Source organism: Sphingomonas canaveralia (assembly GCF_047238125.1).
In the GTDB taxonomy this organism is placed as follows: Bacteria; Pseudomonadota; Alphaproteobacteria; order Sphingomonadales; family Sphingomonadaceae; genus JBDFMH01.
In genome coordinates, this window is the sequence record NZ_JBDFMH010000001.1 from 3,360,567 (window position 1) to 3,382,762 (window position 22,196).

General features: G+C 67.8%; 24 protein-coding genes. 10 read left to right on the forward strand and 14 right to left on the reverse strand.

The features are described from left to right. Positions 1-20: 20 nt before the first annotated feature. Positions 21-410 (forward strand): DUF1489 family protein, encoded by a 390-nt coding sequence (locus ABC347_RS16745; RefSeq protein ID WP_413246843.1) that lies wholly within the window; start codon positions 21-23, stop codon positions 408-410. 130 nt (positions 411-540) lie between these two features. On the opposite strand, the gene ABC347_RS16750 is transcribed toward ABC347_RS16745, so the two are convergent. The 6 genes from ABC347_RS16750 to ABC347_RS16775 form a co-directional block, all read right to left on the reverse strand. Then, complete coding sequence (locus ABC347_RS16750; RefSeq protein WP_413246844.1) at positions 541-1,716, reverse strand: hypothetical protein; 1,176 nt, start codon at positions 1,714-1,716, stop codon at positions 541-543. After that, on the reverse strand, positions 1,713-2,024 hold the full coding sequence (locus ABC347_RS16755) for a PadR family transcriptional regulator (RefSeq protein WP_413246845.1): 312 nt from the start codon (positions 2,022-2,024) through the stop codon (positions 1,713-1,715). Before ABC347_RS16755 ends, ABC347_RS16750 begins: the two co-directional genes overlap by 4 nt. Before the next feature lie 68 nt (positions 2,025-2,092). Then, on the reverse strand, positions 2,093-2,800 hold the full coding sequence (locus ABC347_RS16760; RefSeq protein ID WP_413246846.1) for a head GIN domain-containing protein: 708 nt from the start codon (positions 2,798-2,800) through the stop codon (positions 2,093-2,095). Next, the gene (locus ABC347_RS16765) at positions 2,788-3,522 is read right to left on the reverse strand and encodes a head GIN domain-containing protein (protein WP_413246847.1); all 735 of its coding nucleotides are present in this window, start codon (positions 3,520-3,522) and stop codon (positions 2,788-2,790) included. The genes ABC347_RS16760 and ABC347_RS16765 overlap by 13 nt, the downstream gene beginning before the upstream one ends. Before the next feature lie 112 nt (positions 3,523-3,634). Continuing rightward, a complete protein-coding gene (locus ABC347_RS16770) occupies positions 3,635-4,156 on the reverse strand; it encodes a CarD family transcriptional regulator (protein ID WP_413246848.1) in 522 nt (173 codons plus the stop codon). 188 nt (positions 4,157-4,344) lie between these two features. Next, a complete protein-coding gene (locus tag ABC347_RS16775; RefSeq protein ID WP_413246849.1) occupies positions 4,345-5,412 on the reverse strand; it encodes a GNAT family N-acetyltransferase in 1,068 nt (355 codons plus the stop codon). A gap of 113 nt (positions 5,413-5,525) precedes the next feature. On the opposite strand from ABC347_RS16775, the gene ABC347_RS16780 reads away from it, so the two are divergent. The 5 genes from ABC347_RS16780 to ABC347_RS16800 all read left to right on the forward strand — a co-directional run bounded on the left by ABC347_RS16780 (position 5,526) and on the right by ABC347_RS16800 (position 7,962). Then, positions 5,526-5,987, forward strand: coding sequence for a DUF2721 domain-containing protein (locus ABC347_RS16780; RefSeq protein WP_413247092.1), 462 nt, complete (start codon positions 5,526-5,528; stop codon positions 5,985-5,987). Then, positions 5,984-6,394, forward strand: a complete 411-nt coding sequence (locus ABC347_RS16785) for a DUF4345 domain-containing protein (RefSeq protein ID WP_413246850.1) — start codon at positions 5,984-5,986, stop codon at positions 6,392-6,394. The genes ABC347_RS16780 and ABC347_RS16785 overlap by 4 nt, the downstream gene beginning before the upstream one ends. Continuing rightward, positions 6,379-6,903 carry a hypothetical protein gene (locus ABC347_RS16790; RefSeq protein ID WP_413246851.1) on the forward strand — a complete coding sequence of 175 codons (525 nt, stop codon included), beginning with the start codon at positions 6,379-6,381 and terminating at the stop codon, positions 6,901-6,903. Before ABC347_RS16785 ends, ABC347_RS16790 begins: the two co-directional genes overlap by 16 nt. Beyond that, positions 6,900-7,298 (forward strand): GFA family protein, encoded by a 399-nt coding sequence (locus tag ABC347_RS16795; RefSeq protein WP_413246852.1) that lies wholly within the window; start codon positions 6,900-6,902, stop codon positions 7,296-7,298. The genes ABC347_RS16790 and ABC347_RS16795 overlap by 4 nt, the downstream gene beginning before the upstream one ends. 157 nt (positions 7,299-7,455) lie before the next feature. After that, positions 7,456-7,962 (forward strand): HIT family protein, encoded by a 507-nt coding sequence (locus ABC347_RS16800; RefSeq protein ID WP_413246853.1) that lies wholly within the window; start codon positions 7,456-7,458, stop codon positions 7,960-7,962. 362 nt (positions 7,963-8,324) lie between these two features. On the opposite strand, the gene ABC347_RS16805 is transcribed toward ABC347_RS16800, so the two are convergent. Next, the gene (locus tag ABC347_RS16805) at positions 8,325-8,849 is read right to left on the reverse strand and encodes a hypothetical protein (RefSeq protein WP_413246854.1); all 525 of its coding nucleotides are present in this window, start codon (positions 8,847-8,849) and stop codon (positions 8,325-8,327) included. 114 nt (positions 8,850-8,963) lie between these two features. Here ABC347_RS16805 and ABC347_RS16810 point away from each other — a divergent pair, with 114 nt between their 5' ends. Further along, positions 8,964-10,268, forward strand: coding sequence for a metal-dependent hydrolase family protein (locus ABC347_RS16810; protein ID WP_413246855.1), 1,305 nt, complete (start codon positions 8,964-8,966; stop codon positions 10,266-10,268). Positions 10,269-10,272: 4 nt separating this feature from the next. Here the strand turns inward: ABC347_RS16810 and ABC347_RS16815 are convergent, their stop codons facing one another. The 3 genes from ABC347_RS16815 to acnA all read right to left on the reverse strand — a co-directional run bounded on the left by ABC347_RS16815 (position 10,273) and on the right by acnA (position 13,902). Continuing rightward, a complete protein-coding gene (locus tag ABC347_RS16815; RefSeq protein WP_413246856.1) occupies positions 10,273-10,527 on the reverse strand; it encodes a CBU_0592 family membrane protein in 255 nt (84 codons plus the stop codon). Continuing rightward, positions 10,524-11,135, reverse strand: a complete 612-nt coding sequence (locus ABC347_RS16820; RefSeq protein ID WP_413246857.1) for a hypothetical protein — start codon at positions 11,133-11,135, stop codon at positions 10,524-10,526. Before ABC347_RS16820 ends, ABC347_RS16815 begins: the two co-directional genes overlap by 4 nt. 82 nt (positions 11,136-11,217) lie before the next feature. Next, on the reverse strand, positions 11,218-13,902 hold the full coding sequence (gene acnA / locus ABC347_RS16825; protein WP_413246858.1) for an aconitate hydratase AcnA: 2,685 nt from the start codon (positions 13,900-13,902) through the stop codon (positions 11,218-11,220). Positions 13,903-14,130: 228 nt separating this feature from the next. Here acnA and ABC347_RS16830 point away from each other — a divergent pair, with 228 nt between their 5' ends. Then, entirely contained in the window at positions 14,131-14,646 is a 516-nt protein-coding gene (locus ABC347_RS16830; protein ID WP_413246859.1) for an ECF-type sigma factor, read from the forward strand. Beyond that, positions 14,633-17,014, forward strand: coding sequence for a serine/threonine-protein kinase (locus ABC347_RS16835; RefSeq protein ID WP_413246860.1), 2,382 nt, complete (start codon positions 14,633-14,635; stop codon positions 17,012-17,014). Before ABC347_RS16830 ends, ABC347_RS16835 begins: the two co-directional genes overlap by 14 nt. 73 nt (positions 17,015-17,087) lie before the next feature. Here ABC347_RS16835 and ABC347_RS16840 read toward each other — a convergent pair whose 3' ends face one another. The 3 genes from ABC347_RS16840 to ABC347_RS16850 all read right to left on the reverse strand — a co-directional run bounded on the left by ABC347_RS16840 (position 17,088) and on the right by ABC347_RS16850 (position 20,195). Next, entirely contained in the window at positions 17,088-17,591 is a 504-nt protein-coding gene (locus ABC347_RS16840) for a YxiG-like protein (protein WP_413246861.1), read from the reverse strand. A gap of 110 nt (positions 17,592-17,701) precedes the next feature. Beyond that, entirely contained in the window at positions 17,702-18,028 is a 327-nt protein-coding gene (locus ABC347_RS16845; protein WP_413246862.1) for a hypothetical protein, read from the reverse strand. A gap of 85 nt (positions 18,029-18,113) precedes the next feature. Further along, positions 18,114-20,195, reverse strand: a complete 2,082-nt coding sequence (locus ABC347_RS16850; protein ID WP_413246863.1) for a transglycosylase domain-containing protein — start codon at positions 20,193-20,195, stop codon at positions 18,114-18,116. 358 nt (positions 20,196-20,553) lie between these two features. Between ABC347_RS16850 and ABC347_RS16855 the strand changes: the two genes are divergently transcribed. Further along, positions 20,554-20,916, forward strand: a complete 363-nt coding sequence (locus tag ABC347_RS16855; protein ID WP_413246864.1) for a UrcA family protein — start codon at positions 20,554-20,556, stop codon at positions 20,914-20,916. Between the two features lie 143 nt (positions 20,917-21,059). Here the strand turns inward: ABC347_RS16855 and ABC347_RS16860 are convergent, their stop codons facing one another. Beyond that, positions 21,060-22,091 carry a potassium channel family protein gene (locus tag ABC347_RS16860; protein ID WP_413246865.1) on the reverse strand — a complete coding sequence of 344 codons (1,032 nt, stop codon included), beginning with the start codon at positions 22,089-22,091 and terminating at the stop codon, positions 21,060-21,062. Positions 22,092-22,196 lie beyond the last annotated feature (105 nt).

Sequence of the window (22,196 nt, forward strand, 5' to 3'; positions counted from 1 at the left end):
CGATGGCCGATCCGCTGAGCATGACCAAGGTGGCCGTCGGCTGCGCGGAGCCGGATATCCTGCGCGATCGGCTGATGGCGCGCGCGGCCAATGGCGAAGTGACCATCACCACGCGCTACAAGCCCACGCGATCGGCCGAGATGATCGGCGGGTCGCTCTATTGGATCATCCGCCACACGCTTGTCGCGCGGCAGCGGATCCTGGGCTTTACCGAGGCCGAGGACGGCCGCTGGCTGATCAGACTGGAAGCGTCGCTGGTGCCGGTCGCAGCGCGGCGCAAGCGCGCGCACCAGGGCTGGCGGTATCTGAAGGCGGCCGACGCGCCGGCCGATCTTGCGGCGGGTGGCGGGGACACCGGGGCGCTACCCGATGCCATGCTGCGCGAACTGGTGGCGATCGGCCTGCTTTAGAAGAGCCGGAGCGCCGAAAGCGGCGGACGCAGTGCTGCTGGTCAGTCGTGCGACGGCCGAATTGATCGACGATGGAACGAGCGCGTGCATCATGGCGCTTCGGGAGGCCGCACGAAAATCGGTTCGCGAGTCAGGTGGGTTGGATCCGAAGGGCCTGATCATGTGGCGGAGCCGGGATTGATGCAGGCTGGGCTCCGGCAACACCCATGCGGGTGCAGGCGCGGCGGGGCAGGGCGATGAGGCTGAGCGCATAGCCGAGGATCGCGCTGCCACCATAGCCCAGGACCGGGGTCGGATAATTTCCGATCGCCGCGGCGGCGATCGCCGCGAGCCAGACCGTAGCGAACACCAGCGCGACATCGCGCCCCTGCGGATCGAGACGCCAGAGGGCGAGCGCAGGCAGGAGAATGAGCAGCGCGCCACCCCAGACCGCCGCCCCGGCGAGCGGATGGACGTGGAATGAGGACAGGAAGACGCCGTCCACCCAAGGCATCGCGGGCAGCATATCGGGTTGCAGGAGCGTCGCCAGCAGTCCGAGCAGGCTGGCCGCGAAGGCGGTGCGCGTGACGCCATCGACTCGCCGCAACAGCATCATGCCGAGCCCGGCCACGAGCATCGCCGCCATCGCGCGATCGGGCTGGATTGCCAGCGCCACAGCGGCGACGATCATGCCAGCCGCGCCGAGGCCGCTGCGCATGCGGGCGAAGCCGAGGATCAGCGCCGGCAGCAGGATCAGGCTCGGCTGGATCGACAGGCCGCCGAGCGTAACCCAGCGCGCCGCGCCGGCGACCGGGCGACCGAGCAAGGCGGTTGCCAGAAGCACGCCAGCCAGCAGCAGCGTCAGGCCGCCAGGATAGGTACGGAACAGCGGTGCTCGACCGGCGCAAGCGAGCATGGCCAGGCCCAACAGCAGCGAGGCGGCGTTGATGCCGAGATAGCGGAGCGGCGCGCCGGCCGCGGCCAGATAGACGAGCCCGAGCAGCATCGCCCCCGTCAGGCAGGCCGCGCCGATCGCGCGGGGGCTCCGCGTGGCATGCTGTAGCGATGTCATTTCGAATGCGGCTTCCGATTGGGAGGGGGGATCAACGGCAGGATCGACCAGCGGCTGGCTCAGGCGGGCGGCGAAGGCGGACGGCAGCAGCCCCGCGCAGCTGCTCAGGACGAAGCGAAGTGCGGCCGTGTCGTCGGCTATGGCCGCGCTTTCCTGGCGGATCGCATCGGCCCAGCCACGGGTATGTTCCGGTAGCGTGAACGCCAGCGCATCGCACGCGCGCCCGGCGAGCCGGCGTCGCAGCGACGATTTCAAGCGCGGACCCCCAAGACGCGTGTCGCGACGGGCGCGGCCGGAAGTGGCGGGTTGTCGTGTGCCAGCTGCATACCGCTGGCCGTCAAGCGATAGGCGTGGCGGGGCGGGCGTCCGCCGGCGGGAGGCTGCTGCCATTCCGCCTCGAGATATCCCTGCCGTTCCAGCCGGATCAGCAGCGGATAGAGTGTCCCCGACTTCACATCGGCCCGGCGCGCAAGATCATAGCCGTGCGACCATTCCCGGCCGGCTTGCAGCAGCACCGCGAGAATCGCGCGGGCGTGGGACGAGAGTGATCGGGGGCGGGTCACGCGCCTTAAATCTACCTAAGTAGACTTTGTGTCAATCCATCTCGTTGACCGATGCAGGCCGTTCAAGCTCAGCGCGCCGGGCCGCACGCCACGTTGCCAGCGCCCGAAGCGCGCACCGTGCAAACCGGCTTTCCGAGAACGGTCACATCACCGGCGCCGCGCGCATCGACCTTGGCGGTGCGGGTGGCGGCCAGCGTGACGTTGGACGAGCCGGAGACGCTGATATCCGCATCCTGTGCGACGAGGCCGCCGGCATCGACATCGCCCGAGCCCTGCACGATGATCCGCGCCTGCGCGACCTTTCCGCCAAGCGCGACGTCCCCGGAGCCGTTGATGCCGACGATCACGCGATCGGCGGTAAGTGCGGCCAAGCGGATATCACCCGACCCGGCGAGCGTGAGATCGAACCGTGCCGCCTTGGCCCGATCGATCGCCAGCGATCCCGAACCGTTGATCGCGGCGGCGATCAGTTGGGGGACCGTGATCGCGATGCGGACCTTGCCTTCGCCGCGATCCTGCCAGCCGCTGTCGGTGCGGTCGGTGCGGATCGACAGGGTGCGGGCGTTGACCTCGATCCGCAGTCGATCGAGCGCCTGCGGGCTGCCCTCTGCGCGGGCCGCGGCAGCGGGGCCGGTGCGCACGACCACTTCGTACGGGCCGGACACGCGGATGCGATCGAAATCGGTGACGGTGAAGCCGCGGCTCGCCGCCTGGGAAGCGCCGGGCAGCGCGATCGCCAGGGCTGCGAGCAGCGGGCCTGCGCTCAGGCGCCGCACGTCACGTCGCCGGACCCGAGCTTGGACACCGAGCATTTCGGCCGGCCCTTGATCGAGACGTCACCCGATCCGACGATCGAGACGTCGGCCGCATCGCGCGCGGCCGCGGCGATATTGCCGGACCCGGCGATCGAGGCGCTGATCGTCTCGCTGGCCAGACCATCGGCGGCGATATCGCCCGAGCCCGCGATCGAATATTTGGCGGTGCGCGCAGTGCCGGCGACATTGAGATCGCCAGATCCCGCGACCGAAAAGACCGCATCTTCCGCCTGCAGACGGCCGACGGTGAGATCGCCCGACCCGGCGACCGAGCCGGCGAAGCGCGGCGTGCGCACGGCATCCACCTTCATGTCGCCGGAGCCAGCCACGCTGGCCGCCACCAGCGCAGGGAGGGTGACCGTGACCGTGGCGTAGCCCTTGTCGCCGCTCCAGTTCCAGTTGCCCTTCTGCCGGCCGATCCGCAGCCGCCCGTTTTCGACCAGGATCTCGAGCTTGTCGAGGATCGCGCTATCGCCGGTGGCGCTGACCGAGAAGGCGGGGCCGACCCGCACGGTGACATTGTCGGCGCCGCGCAGCTCGACCTTGTCGAACCCGGTCAGCGGGAAATCGCGCGTGCCGGAGACGCCGCTGAGCTTGGCTTCGCGGCCGCCGGCGGCGTTACCCGCGCCGTTGCACGCCGCCAGCGCCACGATCGCGCAGCCCATCAGAATTCTCGCCAGCATCGTCCGTCCTCCCATACTGTGTTAGGTGAATACTACACCGGGCGGGTGCGCTCCGCAAACGAAAAGGGCGGCCCCGCGGGACCGCCCAGAACGTTGTGCGAAGACCTGCCGATCAGGCCTTGTTGTAGAGCACCGCCGCCTTGCGGAGGATATCAAGGATCTCCTCCTGCGCAGTCGGCTCGTCCACTTCGCGCATCGCGGCGAGCTCGCGCGCGAGACGGCTGGTGGCGGCCTCGAAGATCTGGCGCTCCGAATAGCTCTGCTCGGGCTGGTCCTCGGCACGGAACAGATCGCGCACGACTTCCGCGATCGAGACGAGATCGCCCGAATTGATCTTGGCTTCATATTCCTGCGCGCGGCGCGACCACATGGTGCGCTTGACGCGGGGCTTGCCCTTCAGCGTGGTCAGCGCTTCCGTCATCGTGACGTTCGACGACAGCTTGCGCATGCCGACCGATTCCGCCTTGTTGGTGGGCACGCGGAGCGTCATCCGCTCCTTTTCGAAGCGCAGCACATAGAGTTCGAGTTTGGCGCCCGCGATTTCCTGGCTTTGCAGCTCGATCACACGGCCGACGCCATGCTTGGGATATACGACATAATCGCCGACGTCGAAGCTCAGCGCCTTGGCAGCCATCAATGTTTCGCCTTTTTTCGTGAAACACCGAGCACCCGGACCAGTCCTGCGCGCCTGGAAGGCGTCGGCAAGGTGGTGAGTGTCGAATGCTTCTCCGTTTGCTGGACCCTGGGAAAAGAGAATTCCCGTTCGAAGCGCCGCCTATAACAGATTCGTCACGCTTTTTCCAGCTTTGCGACTCGTTGGCGTCAAACCCTTGCGGAGCGCCGCCAGAGCGCGGTGGCGAGTGCGCGTATCGGGCCGGGGATAACGGCGCGCATCACCAGGCAGTCAATCAGGTCCGGCCCGGCTTCCGCGCCGATCGTGGCCTTGTAGCCGCTGTCGCCCGCGCCCCAATCAACGCGGGTGATCCCGGCCGCCATCGCGCGCACCAGGCTGCGATACTGGAGGCACTTGCCCGGGCTGTGCTTGGCGAAGGCGGGATCATAGCTGTTGGCGATCGCATAGCGCGTATCGCCGCAATCGAGATCGAACGAAAAGGCGATCGGCACGCCGGCGACGTAGAGGATCGCGGCATGGAGGCGCGCGGCGGCGGCGGGATCGGCGATCAGCGCCTGCCAGTGGGCGCGGTTGGCGGGCGCCAGGAACTTCGCGTCGCGGCTGCCGGCATGCCAGCTCTTCGCCTCGATCGAGGCAAGATCGTCGAGGATTGCGGGCGACCAATCCGCACCGGTGACATGACGCCAGTCCAGCCCGCCGTGCTGGGCGAGATGCTTTTCGTGGAAGCGGTTCTTGCGCAGCGTACTGCCGCGCGGCCAGCCGCCATCCGCTGCCAGCGCACCCATGTCGAGGATGTGGGTGGTGGCGATGCGGCGCTCCGCGATCCGCCAGCCGGCCATGGGCGCCGCCCGGCGCAGCGCGGCGAGCGCGGGATCGTCTTCGGGCAGCGGGCCGATCCGCCAGGCGATGCCCAGCGCGGCGCGCGCGGCGCGATCGGCCAGCAGCGCCTCCAGCGCGCCGGCGGATGCCGCACCTGCGATCGTGAAGCTGCGGAACGGCCAGTAATGGCCGATGACTTCCTGGATCCCGCCGCGGCCGCGCGCGATGGGCAATGCGACCTGTCCGGTGCCCGCGGCATCCCGCACGACGATCGTGCGTGGGCGGCTGCCCGGCGCGGCGGCGGCGCGATACCAGGCGGCATCGAGGAAGCGGTGGCGCGGCGGGGCGATCAGCGCGACATCAGTCGCCGCCGGATCGATCCCGTCGCAGACCGTGATCTCGATCGCCGCCGGTTGCGCCGGCGCGAAGGGCTTCATGTCCATCCTGCTCACGCCGTGGTTACGCGCAGCCTTGTGGCAGGCGGCGGTTGCGATGCGGTTAAGTGTAGAGCCGCTTGACGGCGCCACCGGTGCGACCACACGGTATCGCGATGGAACTGACCGTGCCTGCCGTGAGCCAGCTCGCCCACACCATCCAGCTTGCGGTGGCGCCGGTGTTCCTGCTGGCCGGGATCAGCGGCTTCCTTAACGTGGCCGCGGGGCGGCTGGCCCGCGTAGTCGACCGGGCCCGCGTGCTTGAGCGCGAATTCACCGCGGCCGACCATCCCGAACATGGCCGGCAGGTATGGGAGCTGCGGCTGCTGGACAAGCGGATCAGCCTGGCGAACTGGGCGATCTTCCTGTGCACTGCCAGCGCGGTGATGATCTGCGCTGTGGTGGCGGGGCTGTTCGTGACGTCGCTTGCCGGGCTGGGCTTCGGCCGCACGATGGCAGTGATGTTCATCGTGGCGATGCTGCTGCTGATCTTCGGGCTTGCACTGTTCCTGGTCGAGGTGCGCTACGCATCCTACACGATCCGCGTGCGCGACGAGCTGCTGGAGCGGCGGCGTTGATCGCCCCCGCCACCGAACGCCGGCTGCTGCAGATCGCGGTCGCGATCGCGTGCCTGGTGCCGCTGTCGATGGGATCGCAGAGCGTCATCCGCGGCGTCGCGGTGCTGAAGGGCGCGCCGCTGCCGCCGCCGCCCGATCTCGACAGCCATTTCCGCTATGTCTCGGGCATCTTCCTGGCGCTGGGGATCGCCTTTGCCACCACCTTGCCGCGGATCGAGGCGATGGGCGAACGTTTCCGTCTGCTGGGGCTGATGGTGGTGGCGGGCGGGCTGGCGCGAGCGCTGTCGTGGGCGATGGTCGGCGCGCCATCGGCGGGGCACCGGTTCGGGCTGGTAATGGAACTGGGCGTGGTGCCGCTGCTAATGTGGTGGCAGGCGCGGGTGGCGCGGACGTGCGGCGCGCGCTGATCGCCGCCTTGCTGCTTGCCGCGCCCGGGCCGGCGCTGGCCGATCGCACCACCATGATCCGCCCGATCCAGCCGGCGGCGCGCGGTCAGGCGGCGGATGCGGTGGCGGTGGCGATCAGCGGCAGCGCCGCCACTTCGATCGCCGACGATACCGAGATCGCCCGCTACCGAACGGTCGTGGCCGATGCGGTTCGCGCGGCGCTGGCGGCGGGCGAGACGCCGGGCATCGAGATCGCGATCACCATCGACACGCTGGTCGTCGCCGATGGCGGCGCCGCCTTCCTGAATGCGCCCGACCGGATCGCCGGGCTGGTGGAGCTGTTCGAGACGCCGGAGCGGCGCCCGATCGGCATGCTCTACATCGACATCGAGAACCGGCATCCCGGGCTCGTCGGCGTGGCGCTGCGCGGCGTGAAGGTGCGCGAGACGCTGGCGCGCGAGTTCGCCGTGCGGCTGGCGAAGGCGATGGGCGTCAAGGCCAAGCGCGCACCGGGGGGGAAGGGCAGATGACAGAGCGAACGGCCATGTGCAGCTGCGGCCAGCTGCGGCTGACGGTAACGGGCGATCCGGTGCGGATCTCGATCTGCCACTGCCTCGAATGCCAGAAGCGCACCGGCAGCGTGTTCGCCGCCCAGGCCCGGTTCCGGCGCGCGGACGTGGCGGCCACCGGGCGATCGACGCTCTGGTCGCGGACCGGGGACAGCGGTGGCACGGCGACCTTCCATTTCTGCCCGGACTGCGGATCGACCGTCTGGTGGGAGCCGGCGGAGATGCCGGATTACGTACTAGTGGCGGCGGGCGCGTTCGCTGATCCGACCTTCCCGCCGCCGACCGTGTCGGTCTACGAAGGCCGGATGCACGCATGGGTCATGGCGGCGGAGACTCTGCCGATGATTCACGACTGAGCGCAATTCCTGAAAGCCTGCCCAGGATCGACGTTGCTCGCGACGGAGATGAATCTATGCCGAAGCCGCTTCTTTCGCTTCTCTCTGTAGAGCTGGCGCGACAACGCCGCCATCCTGTGGCGATCACGCATGGCAGCGGGTTTCTATGAGGTTCGCAATGATCCGTCTTCTGCCAGTCCTTGTCGTCGCGCTGGCAGTTGATCCGGTCGGCGTCGGCATCGGCAAGGCACAAGTTGCAACGCTGCCCTGTCCGCTCACCGCATCTTACCGGAAGGACAATGCCTTTGCGCGGATCATCCGCGGCGAATTGCCTGCCTCCCTGATCGCCGCGGACAAGCGCGTCATCGCAATCATCCCGCTGGATTGGGAGCATCCGGGGCATGCGCTCGTGATCCCCAAAGCAGCCGTGCGCAATCTGGACGACTTGAGCGACCGCGACGCTCTTGCGATGCTGCACATGATCAAGCGGGTTGCCGCCGCGCAGCAGCGCGCGCTGGGCAGTAGCGGCTATTCGTTGCAGCAGAACAATGGCAGTCGGCAGGACGTCTGCCATCTGCACGTTCACGTCATCCCCAACACTGCCGCAGTTCCGAGGGTCCGTGCCACGCGCGCCGAGATGGATGCGATGGCGGAGCGGCTGCGGGCCGCCCTCCCATCACGCTGAGCGCAGTGCGTCCAACTTCGAGCGCGCGAACGCCCACGGAAGAACAAGGATTACACCCGCGCCATGCGAGAAGGGCAATCGCGTCAGGCAGATCCCTCCAAAACAAGTAAGACCGCCGGGGCGGGTGCCCCGACGGTCTCGCATGGTCAGCGGCCGGAGGTCCGGCCCGGGAGACCTTGGGTCAGCGGTTTACCGCGACATCCCCCGAACGAACTGCACCGACTTCCCAACTGAACCATGAGACATCGGATCACCTCCTTTCGCCATGTTGAAGACAGAGGGAACATGAGTCGTCCGCGGCTTGCGAACAAGACTTGTTCTTCTTTTTTTCGACGATAAGATTCTGCGCTTCGCCGTGCGGATCAGCCGCGGCAATCCTCGATCACGCGCGCCATCGCCGGCCAGGCCGGCAACGCCATCCGCGCGCCATTGCCCAGCCGCACCACGATCCGCCCCTGGCTGAAGGCGATGCGATCGAGAAACGGATCCCGCGCGGTCAGGACGACCGCGGCGCGCGGGCCGGGGGCCACATCGAAGCGGCGCTCGGCAGACGAAGTGGTGATCGTGAGCGGGGTGGCGGCGGCGACCGCGCCCGCGCGCGACAGGGTGACGCTGCGCTGGCCAAGATCGCAGCGCAGCAGGAAATCGGAATCGGCGCCGGGGCGACCGAACAGCGCCGTGGTGCCGCCGGCATCGCGGACATAGACCCAGTCGCCTGCCGCCAGCGGCAGATCGCGCCAGTCCTGCGGTTCGGGCGGCGGCGGGGGCGGGGCGGGAGCGGGCGCCGGTGCAGGCGGCGGGGCCACCGGTTTCGGCACCGGCGCGCAAGTCGCCAGCACGGCAAGCGGCGCGGCGACGATCCAGCGGGGCAGGCGGAAAGGCTTCATTGCCGCCACGCCTAGCGGTTCGCCGGCGCTGCTGTCACCCCTTGGCATGCAAGCGGACTGGCGGTCGGTCGCGATGCGGCTATGGTCCGCCGCAAACAAGGGGAGCTTCCGCCGATGTCGCGCACTGCCATTCTCGCCGCCCTGCTGACGGCAACGCCGCTGGCCGCTCAAGTGCCCACCGCATCCGCGCCGCTGATCGCAGTGCAGGCCGGCACGCTGATCGACCGGCCGGGCAAGCCGCCGCGGCGGAACGCCACCGTGCTGGTGCGTGGCGGCCGGATCGAGGCAGTGCAGGACGGTTTCCAGGCGCCGGAGGGTGCCACCGTGATCGACCTGCGCGACCGCACGGTGCTGCCCGGCTTGATCGATTCGCATGTCCATCTGAGCTCCGACCGTGCGGGCAACGAGGGCGCGCTGGCCGAATTTACCGACAGTCCGCAGCTGGCGGCGTACGAGACGCTGTGGAACGCACGCAAGACGCTGGAGGCGGGGTTCACCACCGTGCGCAACCTGGGCGATGCCGGCGGCACGCTGGCGCTGCGCGATGCGATCGCGCGCGGCTGGGCGGTCGGGCCGCGCATCATGGATGCCGGGCGATCCATCTCCACCACCTCCGGCCATATGGACGGGCGGCTGGGGCTCTCCGACGAGATCGTCGAGCATTTCCCCGCGCCCGAAAATCTGTGCGACGGGGCTGAGGATTGCCGCAAGGCGGTGCGCCGCCAGATCGGCCGCGGCGCCGACGTGATCAAGATCGCGACCACCGGCGGCGTGAACAGCCGGATCGGTGCCGGGCTGGGCCAGCAGATGTTCGACGACGAGGCCAAGGCGATCGTTGATACCGCGCACCTCTATGGCAAGAAGGTGGCGGTGCATGCGCACGGCGCGGACGGCATCGCGGTGGCACTGCGCGCGGGCGCGGATTCGATCGAGCATGGCACGCTGATGAACGACGAGGACATCCGGCTCTTCAAGCAGACCGGCGCCTATTACGTGCCGACGCTATCGACCGTGAACGGCTATCTGGAACGGATCGCCAAGGACCCCAACGCTTATTCGCCCGAGGTGCGCGCCAAGATCGACTGGCGGATCTCGATCACCGGCAAGGCGCTGGAAAAGGCGGTGCCGGCGGGCGTGAAGATCGCCTTCGGCACCGATGCCGGCGTGTCCAAGCATGGCCGAAACGCGGACGAGTTCGAACTGATGGTAAAGCACGGGATGACGCCTGCGGGCGCGATCCAGGCGGCAACGGTGAACGCCGCGGACCTGCTGGGTCTGGCCAAGGAGATCGGCACGCTGGAGCCGGGCAAGGCCGCGGACCTGATCGCAGTGGCGGGCGATCCGCTGGGCGACGTACGCGTACTGAAGCAGGTGGGCTTCGTGATGAAGGGCGGCGCGGTGGTGAAGGACCTGCGCTGATCGGTCAGGGGAGCGCGCGGCGACCTTTCGCGATCCGCCACAGCCCCCACAGCCCGATGCCGGCCCATGCCACGTTCAGCGTGGCGGACGGCATCGCGCCGTTCCAGCCGCTGTTCAAGACGAAGCAGAGCGCGGCGACGACGTTCATCGCCTGATAGCGGCTGCTGTCGGCCCCCAGCCGCCCGGTTGACAGCAGCAGATAGGCAGCGAGGATCAGCGCCGCGCCGAACCAGCCGATGATCTCGATCGCGAGGGTCATGGCAGGATGCCCGCCCATTCGGCGCTGTGATCGCCGTCGTGATTGGGCATGCCCGGACGCGTCAGGATGCGGGGCCCGCCAGGGATGTAGCTGGATATGATCCGTGCGGGCTGCTCGTGCCAGCTAATGTTGAACGCCCAGCGCACGGGGAAGAATTCGAGCGACGAGTAGGGGAGATGATCATGGATCCACCAAGCTAGTCGCTGCCAATCCCCTTCATCCGCAAAGCGCGCGTAGAAGGACGGCACGACGATGCAGGCGGTGGCTCCGCAGTGTCCGTTAGCATCGCGCAGATCCCAGATATGGCTGGCCGCATTGGCCTCGTTCGACGCGCAATTATAGCCGCGTGCGTTGCCGAGCGCGTTCACGTCGGCCGAGCGATAGGCGGATCGGATCGCAAGCCGACCGAACTTGTCCTGTAGTGGTTCCAAAAGCTCTTCGCAGAGGCGTTTGCCCGTGGCGATCGCGAGTTCGGGATTGTCCGGAATGTTAGACAGGCCATGAATGGCGGCGATGTCCGAGTAAAGGAAATCACGCATGAAGAACGTGCTGGAAAGCTGAACCCGTCCCAGATCCACGAGTTTAGCGACACTGGCCGGCTTGCGCATCGCCGATCCTGAAGGCCCTATGGTTGGCTCTTGGTCGTCACCCCGGTTTTCACCGGGGTGATGAGGCGGAGGAGCCGGCTTCCTAAGCGGCCAGCTTGCGCAGGACGTACTGGAGGATGCCGCCGTTCAGGAAATATTCCAGCTCGTTGACGGTATCGATCCGGCAGCGGGTGAGGAAGGTTTCGGTCGAGCCGTCGGCGCGGGTGAGCGTGACTTCGACATCCTGGCGCGGGCGGAGACCCGCAACATCAGCGATCGAGAAGGTCTCGGTGCCGTCGAGGTTCAGCGTACGGCGATCGACATCGAGCGCGAACTGCAGCGGCAGCACGCCCATGCCGACCAGGTTGGAGCGATGAATACGCTCGAAGCTTTCGGCGATCACCGCGCGCACACCCAGCAGGTTGGTGCCCTTCGCCGCCCAGTCGCGCGACGATCCGGTGCCATATTCCTTGCCTGCGATCACCACCAGCGGGGTGCCATCGGCCTTGTACTTCATGGCCGCATCGTAGATCGCCATCACCTCGCCGGTGGGAATATACTTCGTCATCCCGCCTTCGATGCCGGGGATCATCTCGTTCTTGATGCGGATGTTGGCGAAGGTACCGCGCATCATCACTTCATGATTGCCGCGGCGCGCGCCGTAGCTGTTGAAATCGGCCTTGGCGACCTGATGCTCGCTGAGATAGCGGCCGGCCGGGCTGTCGAGCTTGATCGAGCCTGCCGGGCTGATGTGATCGGTGGTGATCGAATCGGCGAAGATCGACAGCGGCCGCGCGTCGACAATATCGGCGACGGGCGCCGGAGTCATCGAGAGGCCCTCAAAATAGGGCGGGTTCTGGACATAGGTGGAGCCGGCGGACCAGCCATAGGTGTCCGACCCTTCCACCGCGATCGCCTGCCACTTGTCGTCGCCCAGGAAGACGTTGGCGTAGCGCGAGCGATACATGTCGCTGTCGATCACGGAGGCGATGGTGCTCGCGACTTCCTGATTGGTCGGCCAGATATCCTTCAGGAACACGTCCTGCCCGTCCTTGCTGGTGCCGATCGGGGTGTTGACGATATCGTCGCGGACCGTGCCCTTCAGCGCATAGGCGACGACCAGCGGCGGCGAGGCGAGGAAGTTCGCGCGCACGTCCGGCGAGACGCGGCCTTCGAAGTTGCGGTTGCCCGAGAGCACCGAAGCGGCGACGAGATCATTCTCGTTGATCGCCTTGCTGATCGGCGCGGGCAGCGGGCCCGAATTGCCGATGCAGGTGGTGCAGCCATAGCCGACGAGGTTGAAGCCGACCGCGTTCAGATCCGCGGTCAGCCCCGCCTTGTCGAGATAGTCGGTCACGACCTGCGAGCCGGGGGCGAGGCTGGTCTTCACCCAGGGCTTGGGGGTGAGGCCGAGCGCGTTGGCCTTGCGTGCGACCAGGCCAGCGGCGACGAGCACCGAAGGGTTGGAGGTGTTGGTGCACGAGGTGATCGCGGCGATCACGACATCGCCATGGCCGACCTGATAGTCCGCGCCGTCGACCGCGACACGGGCGTCGCTGGCGCCTTCCTTCTTGTAGCCGCTGATCAGCTCGGCATTGAACTGATCATCGAGATCGGTGAGCAGCACGCGATCCTGCGGGCGCTTGGGGCCGGCGAGCGACGGCTTCACGCTCGACATGTCGAGCTCCAGCGTGTCGGTGAACACCGGATCGACCGCATCGACCTCGCGCCACAGCCCCTGCGCCTTGGCATAGGCCTCGACCAGCTGGACGGTCCATTCGTCGCGCCCGGTGAGCTTGAGATACTCGATCGTCTGGTGATCGACCGGGAAGAAGCCGCAGGTGGCGCCATATTCGGGCGCCATGTTGGCGATGGTCGCGCGATCGGCGAGGCTGAGATCGGCGAGGCCCGGGCCGTAGAACTCGACGAAGCGGCCGACAACGCCCTTCTTGCGCAGCATCTGGGTTACGGTCAGCACCAGATCGGTGGCGGTGATGCCTTCGGCCAGCGTGCCGGTGAGCTTGAAGCCGACGACTTCGGGAATCAGCATCGAGACCGGCTGGCCGAGCATCGCGGCTTCGGCCTCGATCCCGCCGACGCCCCAGCCGAGCACGCCCAGGCCGTTGATCATCGTGGTATGGCTATCGGTGCCGACCAGCGTATCGGGATAGGCGACAGTGGCGCCGCTCTCGTCGGCCGAATGCCAGACGGCGAGCGCGAGATTTTCCAGGTTGACCTGATGGCAGATGCCCGTGCCGGGGGGCACAACCTTGAAATTGTCGAGCGCCTTCGATCCCCAGCGCAGGAATTCGTAGCGCTCGATGTTGCGCGCATATTCGAGATCGACGTTCTGCTGGAACGCCTGCGGCGTGCCGAACTCGTCCACCATCACCGAATGGTCGATCACGAGATGGACGGGGACCAGCGGGTTGATCTTCTGCGCATCGCCGCCCAGCGCGTTCATCGCATCGCGCATCGCTGCCAGATCGACGACGCAGGGCACGCCGGTGAAATCCTGCATCAGCACGCGCGCCGGGCGATACTGGATCTCGCGTTCGGACGAAGGCGTCGACAGCCAGTCGATCATCGCGGTCAGATCGTCGGTGGTGACGGTCTTGCCGTCTTCGAAGCGGAGCAGATTCTCCAGCAGCACCTTCATCGAGAAGGGCAGGCGCGAGATGTCCCCCAACGTCTCCGCCGCCTTCGGAAGCGAGTAATAATGGACGGTCTTTCCGCCAACCTCGAGGGTCGTGCGGGTGCCAAGCGTATCGTGTCCGACAGCGGTCATGGTCTGCCCCCTATGCTGCAAATGCGAGACTCGGGCGGGCTATAGCGAGGGGGCGGGGTTGGGGGAAGGGACGCGCGTGCGACCACCCCCGGTTGATCCGAGCAGTCCCGCAGGCCGACATGACTGTCCCGTTTCGGCACCGGATGCGGGCTGGACTTGGCGCGCGCAATATCCATTGTCTGTTTTGGGGGTAAGCACTTGGGCAAAGCGCAAGTCGATACGCAAAGCTTGTTGGACGGATGGCGGGCCGGCGACGCCCGCGCTCGCGATGCGTTGTTCGCCGAAGTCTATCCCGAAATGGAACTGGCCGCCGCCGCGCTGCTGCGACGCGAGGGGCGGATCTCGCTTTCCACCGGCGATCTGGTGCACGAGGCTTTCCTGCGGCTGGTGCGGCTGGACCGGATCGCCTGGGCGGACCGGCCGCATTTCCTGGCGATGGCGGCGCGCTTCATGCGGCGCGTGCTGGTCGATCATGCCCGCGGACGATCGGCAGGCAAGCGCGCGCACCAGCGGGTCGGGCTGACCACGCGGTTCGACGCGGCAGGCGCGATCGATCTAGATGAACTCGATCATGCGCTGATCCGGCTGGCCGCGATCGACCCCGGCATGGGCGACCTGGTCGAGATGCGCTATTTCGGCGGCATGACGCTGGCCGAGGTCGGCAAGGTGCTCGCGATATCGGAAGCGACCGCGCTGCGCCGCTGGCGGGTGGCGCGGGCGTGGCTGCTCGATGCCCTCGGCTGACGATTTCGAAGCGCGCGTGCTGGCGCTGCTGGATGCGGCGCTTGGCGAACCATCGCCGGCGCGGGAGGCGTTCGTGCGCGCCACCGCCGGCGCGGACGAGGCGCTGGTGGCGCGCGTGCTGGCGATGCTGGCGATCGATTCAGCGCAGGACCATCTGCTGGCGACGGGTGGCGCGGCGCGCGGGCTGATCGGCGATGCCATGCCGGAGCGGATCGGCGGCTACCGGATCACCGGGCTGATCGGACAGGGCGGCATGGGCGCGGTCTATCGGGCCGAGCGCGAGGGTGGCGATTTCGACCATGTCGTGGCGATCAAGCTGATCCGCCCGGGCGTGCTTTCGGATGCGCTGGTCGAGCGGTTCCGCCGCGAACGGCAGATCCTGGCGCGGCTGGCGCATCCGCATATCGCGCGGCTGTTCGGCGGCGGCGAGACGGCGGACGGGCTGCCCTTCTTCATCATGGAATATGTCGATGGGGAGCCGATCATCGCCTGGTGCGATGCGCGCGGGCTGGACCTGCGCACGCGGCTGCGGCTGTTCCTGGATGCCAGCGCAGCGGTGCGCTTCGCCCACCAGAACCTGATCGTCCACCGTGACATCACGCCATCCAACATCCTGGTGACCGATGACGGCGTGGTGAAGCTGATCGATTTCGGCATCGCTCGCCCGCCCGAGGCGGAAGGCGGCGAAGCGCCGTCGCGCGGATCGCTGAGCAAGCTGAGCCTGACGCCGGGCTATGCCGCGCCCGAGCGGATGACGGGGGCCGCGCCATCGACGCTGGCCGACATCTATTCGCTGGGCAAGCTGCTTGACGCTCTAACCGCCGCGTGCGCCCGCTGCACCGACCTGACCGCGATCATCGCACAGTCGACAGCAGAGGATCCGGCGGATCGCTATCCATCCGCCGATGCGCTGATCGCCGACCTGCAGGCGCTGCTGGCCGATCGGCCGGTGGCGGCGCGGCGCGGCGGCGCCCGCTATGCGATCGGCCGGTTCGTGGCGCGGCACCGGTTCGGCGTATCGGCGGCGGGGATCGCGATCGCGCTGCTGATCGGGGCACTGGCGGTGTCGATCGCTTCCTATGCCGCGGCCGAACGCGCGCGGGCGGCCGAGACGCGACGATTGGGCGAGGTGCGCGCGCTGGCCAATTATCTGCTGTTCGAACTCGACGGGCGGCTGCGACGGGTGGCGGGCAATGCCGCGATCCGCGCCGATATCGCCGCGCGCGCACAACGCTATCTGGCGGCGCTGGCGGCGGTGCCGGGGGCCGATCCGGCGCTGCGGCGGGAAGTGGCGGACGGCTATATCCGGCTGGCGCGGGTGCAGGGCGTGCCGAGCGAGCCCAACCTTGGCGACAAGGATGCCGCGATCGCCAACCTGGCGGCGGCGGCGCGTGTGCTGGACGGGCCGCCCTCGCTGAACGATCCGGCGGCGCTGGCGGCGCGCGCGCGGATTCACGCGCAGGATGCGGTCGTGGCGGCGCACGGGAAGAGCGATCCGGCGCGTGCGGCCAAGGCGCTGGCGGATGCCGGAGCCGCTTTGGCACAGGTGCCGCCCGCGGCGCGCGATGCCGGCTGGCACGATGCCCGCCGCACCTTGCGCAAGGCCGAACTCGACGATGCCGACGTGAACAACAAGTTTCCGCAGATGGTGGCGGCGGCGCGGCGGCTGGAGGCGGAGATCGCCGAATGGCCCGCGCCGATGCGGGCGGGCCGGGCGGCCGCGCTCGATCGCGCGACCGCGCTCTATTACCGGGGCTATGCCGCCTCGATGGACGAAGGCGGGCCGGGCGGGCTTGCGGAACTGGTCGAGGCGCGGCGCCGGCTGCTCGCGCTCGACGCCGCGCAGCCCAACGATCCGGTGGTGCTCTCGCTGCTGGCGTGGAACGGCTATAGCGGCTTCGCGGCGGCATCGCGGGCGGGACAGGAGCCGCTGTCGACCCGGTTCCTCGACGAAGCCGTGGCGACGATTGCCCGGTTGCGCGCGATCGAGCCGCGCGACGATGCCGTGCGCACGCTGGCCTTCAATCTGCGCGAGGCGCGATCGCAGAATCTGCGCGACGCCGATCGCTTTGCAGAGGCGATCGCGATGCAGCGCGGCGTAGTGGCGGATCGGCGCGCGGCACTCAGCAGTTCCATCGGACAGGGCGATCTCGGCTTCTCGCTGATGATCCTGGGCGTGATCGCGCGCGACGCGAAGGACCGGGCACTGACCTGCGACAGCTGGCGCGAAGCGCTCGCAATCTGGCAGCAGATGCAGGCCGCGAAGACCATCGTCGGCTTCCACGCCGATTTCATTCCCGGCGTGGCGCGCAATGTGGCCAAGTGCGATGCGGGTCTGCCGGTGAGCGTGTTCGGGCCGCTGCGCTAGGTGAGGCCTGCCGAAGCGGTATAGGCCGGTTCATTGAGTTGGAGGAATGTCCACTTTCGCCGAAGAGCGGACATTAGCTGCTGACAGCCGGAGGCAGCGGAACGAAGACCTGCGATACTGTCGGGGCGTGGTCGTTGACCTGCTCTAACCGCACGTCGTGAAATACCAACCCGATCTCGAAGCGGTCGGTTCCGATGGTGGCCTTATACATGGAGCGATCAAGTCGCGCCGACCAAGTGGAGGCTACGGGGTCATCGTTGACGGCCTCAAAGCCCGGATAGGCAAGCGACCAGTTAGTTCCGAAAACGTAGCCGTCGGGTTCCCCAGCATCCTCCCACGCTTTGTAATCGGTGAATGGGTCTGACCACGATCGTTGCCACACATCATCAGTCACTGATGTTGTATGGTTGAGTTCGACCACATGGGTAAAGGTCAGCCGATATGTGCCCGGCTCTGGCCCAAATGCGTTTTCCAGAACGAACACATAGTCGCGGCCATGTGCAGCGAAGCCATGCGACATCACGCCAGCATCTATGGCGGGCAGCCGATCTTCGAGCAGGCGTGATAGCGGGTTCACTACCCTCAACTACGCCAAGCGAGCGACCGCGCCAACGTCCGCGATCTACCAACACCGGACGTGCCAGCCGCCGACTGAGGGAATGTCCGCTATCGCCCAATAGCGGACACTCAGGGCGCGGGAGTCGGCCAGCACATGAAACGGGCGGTCTCGCCCGAGTTCATCCCCCGCACCTCAAAACCGGGGAGTTGTCGCAACCGTTCGAGCGCCGCGTCTTCACCGGTCGCCAGTTGCGGAAACGCCACGCGTGTCTGTCCAGTGTCATCGTTTAGAAGCCACCAAACGTCCGCTCCCCAAGGACCGCTGTCGTTTGTCTCGACATAGACGGAAGCAATCTCATCAATCCTGATGCGCTGATCCGCCTGCCTCGGTGCTCGGCAGATAATCTCATCATTTGCCGTGACCTCGACGACGAACTGTGCTTCCGGGTGCCGCATACTGCGATGCTGCTCTGTTTTTAGTTCTCGCACAATGTCCGCTACCCACCAACCTTGGACATTCCTAATTGCAGTAGCGACAGGATCAGAACTCGCCCTCCGGTGCGACATCCTGTTCGCGCGGTGGGAGGGCGGCTTCGTCCGGGGGCGGCGGACCGCGTTCGGGGTCGCGGGGGCGGGGGTCGGCGTCGACGCGCAGGCCGTCTGGGCCCATCTCGACGCCGAAGCGGACATCGCCGATCTCGGCATCGAAGTTCACGCCTTCGGGCAGCTGGATGTCGATCGCGTTGACGTCGATCTCCTCTTCCGGCGCGGGTGGGGCGGGGGCGAGCTTGGCGGGGGCCTCGTTCAGCGCCTGCGCCATGAAATCGCGCCAGATCCGCGCCGGCACGCCGCCGCCGGCCGAGCCGCCCGGCAGCGGTGTATTGTCGTCATTGCCGATCCACACGCCCGTCACGAGCCCGCCGGCGAAGCCGATGAAGATCGCATCGCGACCGCCTTGGGTGGTGCCGGTCTTGCCGAACGTATCGGTGCGCAGCGCAGCCGAGCGGCCGGTGCCGCTGCCGACCGAGGCGGCCAGCAGCTCGAGCATGTCCTCGCGCACGCGGCGGTCGAAGCGCTTGGGCCCCTTCCACACCCGTTCGAGCCAGCCCTGTTCGGGCCGGGCGAGGCCGTGCGCGCGGATCGGATAGGCGTCCGCCGCTAGCGCCGCATAGGCGGACGTCAGTTGCAGCAGGCTGATCTCCGACGTGCCGAGCGCGACCGACAGATTATCACCGATCGGCGCGGTGACACCGAGATCGCGTGCGGCACGCTTCACGTCACGCAGCCCGACCTGCTGGGCAAGGCGGACGGCAGCGACATTGCTGGAACGGGCGAACGCCTCGCGCAGCGGAATTTCCCCGCGGTAGCGACCGTCACTGTTGCGCGGGCTCCACCCGTCAATCGTAAGCGGACGATCGGTGACGGGATCGTCGGGGCGCAGGCCCGAGCGCAGCGCAGCCAGGTAGACGAACAGCTTGAAGGTCGAGCCGGCCTGGCGGCGGGCCTGGGTGGCGCGGTTGAACGGGCTCTTCTCGTAATTGCGGCCGCCGATCATCGCGACGACTTCACCATCCGGCCGCATCGCGACGAGCGCCACCTGCGCGCGGCCGAGCGGGGCGCGGTTGACCGCGCGCCAGGCCGCGCGCTGGAGCCCGCGATCGAGCGTGGTGCGGACATCTTCCTCCGAATAGACCGCGCCGACCTGGGCGCGCGCTGCGGGCAGCGCCCAATCGGCGAAATAGGTGCCGGTCGGCAGCGTCTTCACCTTGCGCTCGTCCAGCACGGCGGGCCGCACGCGGCGCGCCTCGGCAGCGTTCAGCAACCCGGCATCGACCATCGCGCCGACCACGATCTTCTGCCGCGCCCGCGCGCCGGCCAGATTGTCGGTGGGGGCAAGGCGCGAGGGTGCCTTCAGCAGGCCGGCCAGCATCGCCGCCTGCGCGACCGTCAAACGTTCGGGCTGGCGATTGAAATAATGGAGCGAGGCCGCGCGCAGGCCATAGACATTGTCGCCGAAATACACGTTCGACAGATAGCGCTGCAGGATCTCGTCCTTGCTGAGCCGCGCTTCCAGCCAGAAGGCGATCAGCACTTCGCGCAGCTTGCGCGCGGCGGTGCGATCCGAATCGAGGAAGGCGACCTTCGCCAGTTGCTGGGTGATGGTGCTGCCGCCTTCGCGGACGCCGCCCGCCACCGTATTGCGCCAGGCCGCGCGCGCGATGCCGCGCGGATCGAGCCCGAGATGATCGTAGAAGCGGCGATCCTCGATCGCGATGAACGCGTTCGGGACATGTTTGGGCAGATCGGCAATCGCGACCGGGCGATCGACGATGGCCCCGCGACGCGCGATCGGCTGGCCGTCCGCGGCCAGCAGCGTGATGCCAGCGGGCGCAACCGGACGCAGCGAGCGTGACAGCGGCGCGGTGACCAGCAGCCAGCCGACCAGCGCCACGAACAGCAGGCCCGTGATCAACGTCAGCCGCCGGGCAACACGCCAGGTCAGCCAACGGCGGCGGCGGCGGGCGGGCGGATCGGGCGGCAGCGCGGGATCGAGCCGGGGATCGACCCAACCCGGCGGCGGGGCGGCCGGATCGGCGGTGGCGTAAGGGTCGTCGTAACGCATCGCGGGCTGTGGCTCGTCCCAGAAACGCCGCGCCCGATACCCGCGCGGCTGTCCTATCGCTGTAATACAGCGTGACCCGTATCGCCAGCGGGAATCGGCCAGTCGGCTTCCTGAACGCCCATTCATGCCCTTTGTCGATGGGGCCGTAACGTTCGTCGCCAGTCGTGATCCTCGTCGATGGCGCGCCGCATCCGGTCGAGCATGGCATGAGAACGGCGGCGGGTGCGCCTATCCCGAAATCAGCGGCGGGGCGGATCGGCACCCAGGGATCCGACCCCGCCGCAACCGGCGACATGGTTCTCCGACAGAGAGGCTCCAGCCGCCGACCCATGGATAACCAAGGTTCAGGAGACCGATCATGTTCAGCCGTTTTGCCCGCAAGGCCAGTATCGCCACGCTCGCCGCCGCCGCGACCATCGCCACGGTCGGCATCGCCGTTCCCGCTCAGGCCGCCCCGCGTCAGATGACGGTGAGCTTCGCCGACCTCGATCTGGCCAGCAGTGCCGGCGCCGCCGAACTCGACAAGCGGATCGGCCGGGCGGCCCGCGCGGTGTGCGCGGTTAGCGATCCGGGCGCCGCCGCCGCGGCCGCACAATCACGCTGCCGCAACGCCGCTCTGGTTGCAGCGGCCCCTCAGATGGAAACTGCGCTGGCCAACGCCCGTAGCGGCGAAGCCTATGCCGCGACGACGACCGGGGTATCGGTCGCCAGCGCACGCTGATCCGGATCCACCGGATGCGCCGGATCGGCGCGACCACCGATCCAGCGCTGTAACGGCGCCCCCGGGGTCCCCTTTGCCCCGGGGGCGTTTCCGTCCGCTGCAACGCGTGTTCAAACTGCGCCAGCGTGCCGAGACCGTCGTAATCAGCTCTTGGCAGTACGCGGGATCACCTCGAGGATCGTGTCGCCGGGTTCGAGCCGGCCGGCATCGGCTTCCCAGAAGCCAATCGAACGATCGCCGCGATAGATGCGGTGGCCGAGCCCGGTGCGGATGCCCGAGAGCGGCTTGCCGATCTCGTCACCCGTCACTGCGCGCTCGCGCAGGGCGACCCGCCCGCCGACTTCGGCCAGATCCGCCATATAATCCGCCAGATGCGGACCGTGCGTCGATCCCGCCAGCAGCAGCCCGGCAAAGCTGGCCGGATTGATCACGGTATCGGCGCCGGCCTGCTTGGCGATCGCCTCGTTATCCTCCGATCGGATGATCACGCTGATCGGCACGTCGGGCGCGATCCGGCGCGCGGTTAGCACGATCAGGATCGAAGTATCGTCTCGGCCTGCCGAGACGATGAGCGCGCGGGCATTGCCCACGCGTGCCGCCTCCAGCGCAGCGTTGCGGGTCGCATCGCCTTCCATCACCGTCGTGCCGCACTGTTCGGCAGCACGCAGCGCGGTCTCGCGCTCGTCGATCACCACGATATGTTCGGGCTCTGCGCCGCGACAGACGAGCTCGCGCACCGCCTCCGCTCCGCTGGTGCCATAGCCTGCCACCACCACATGGCCTTCGAGACGCTTCTGGATCGATGCCATTCGCCACTTCTCCCAAACCCCCCTCAGCAGGAAATCATAGGCGGTGCCAAGGAAGATCAGCCAGACGAACAGGCGGATCGGAGTGACGACGAACGTATCGAATAGCCGCGCCTGCTGCGTCACCGGCACGATATCGCCATAGCCGACCGTGGTGACGGTGATCATCGTGAAGTAGAGGATGTCCGCGAAGGTGACGGGCTCGCCCGAATTCTGGCGGAGTCCGTCGCGATCGAACCAGTGGACCGCCAGCGCGATCCCGATCAGCGCCAGCGCCAGCAGGGCGCGCCACGACAGCTGGAGCCAGGCCGGCGTGCGGCTCTTGCGGCGCAATCCATAATGGGCGGGCTCGTGATCGCGCGTGCGCATGGCATGTCATCGCCGGGCGGCAGGCGCGGGGCAAGCGGCGCGATTGCGGCTACACGCAAAAGAGAAGGGCGGCCCCGGCATCCCGGGACCGCCCTTCGGTTCGAT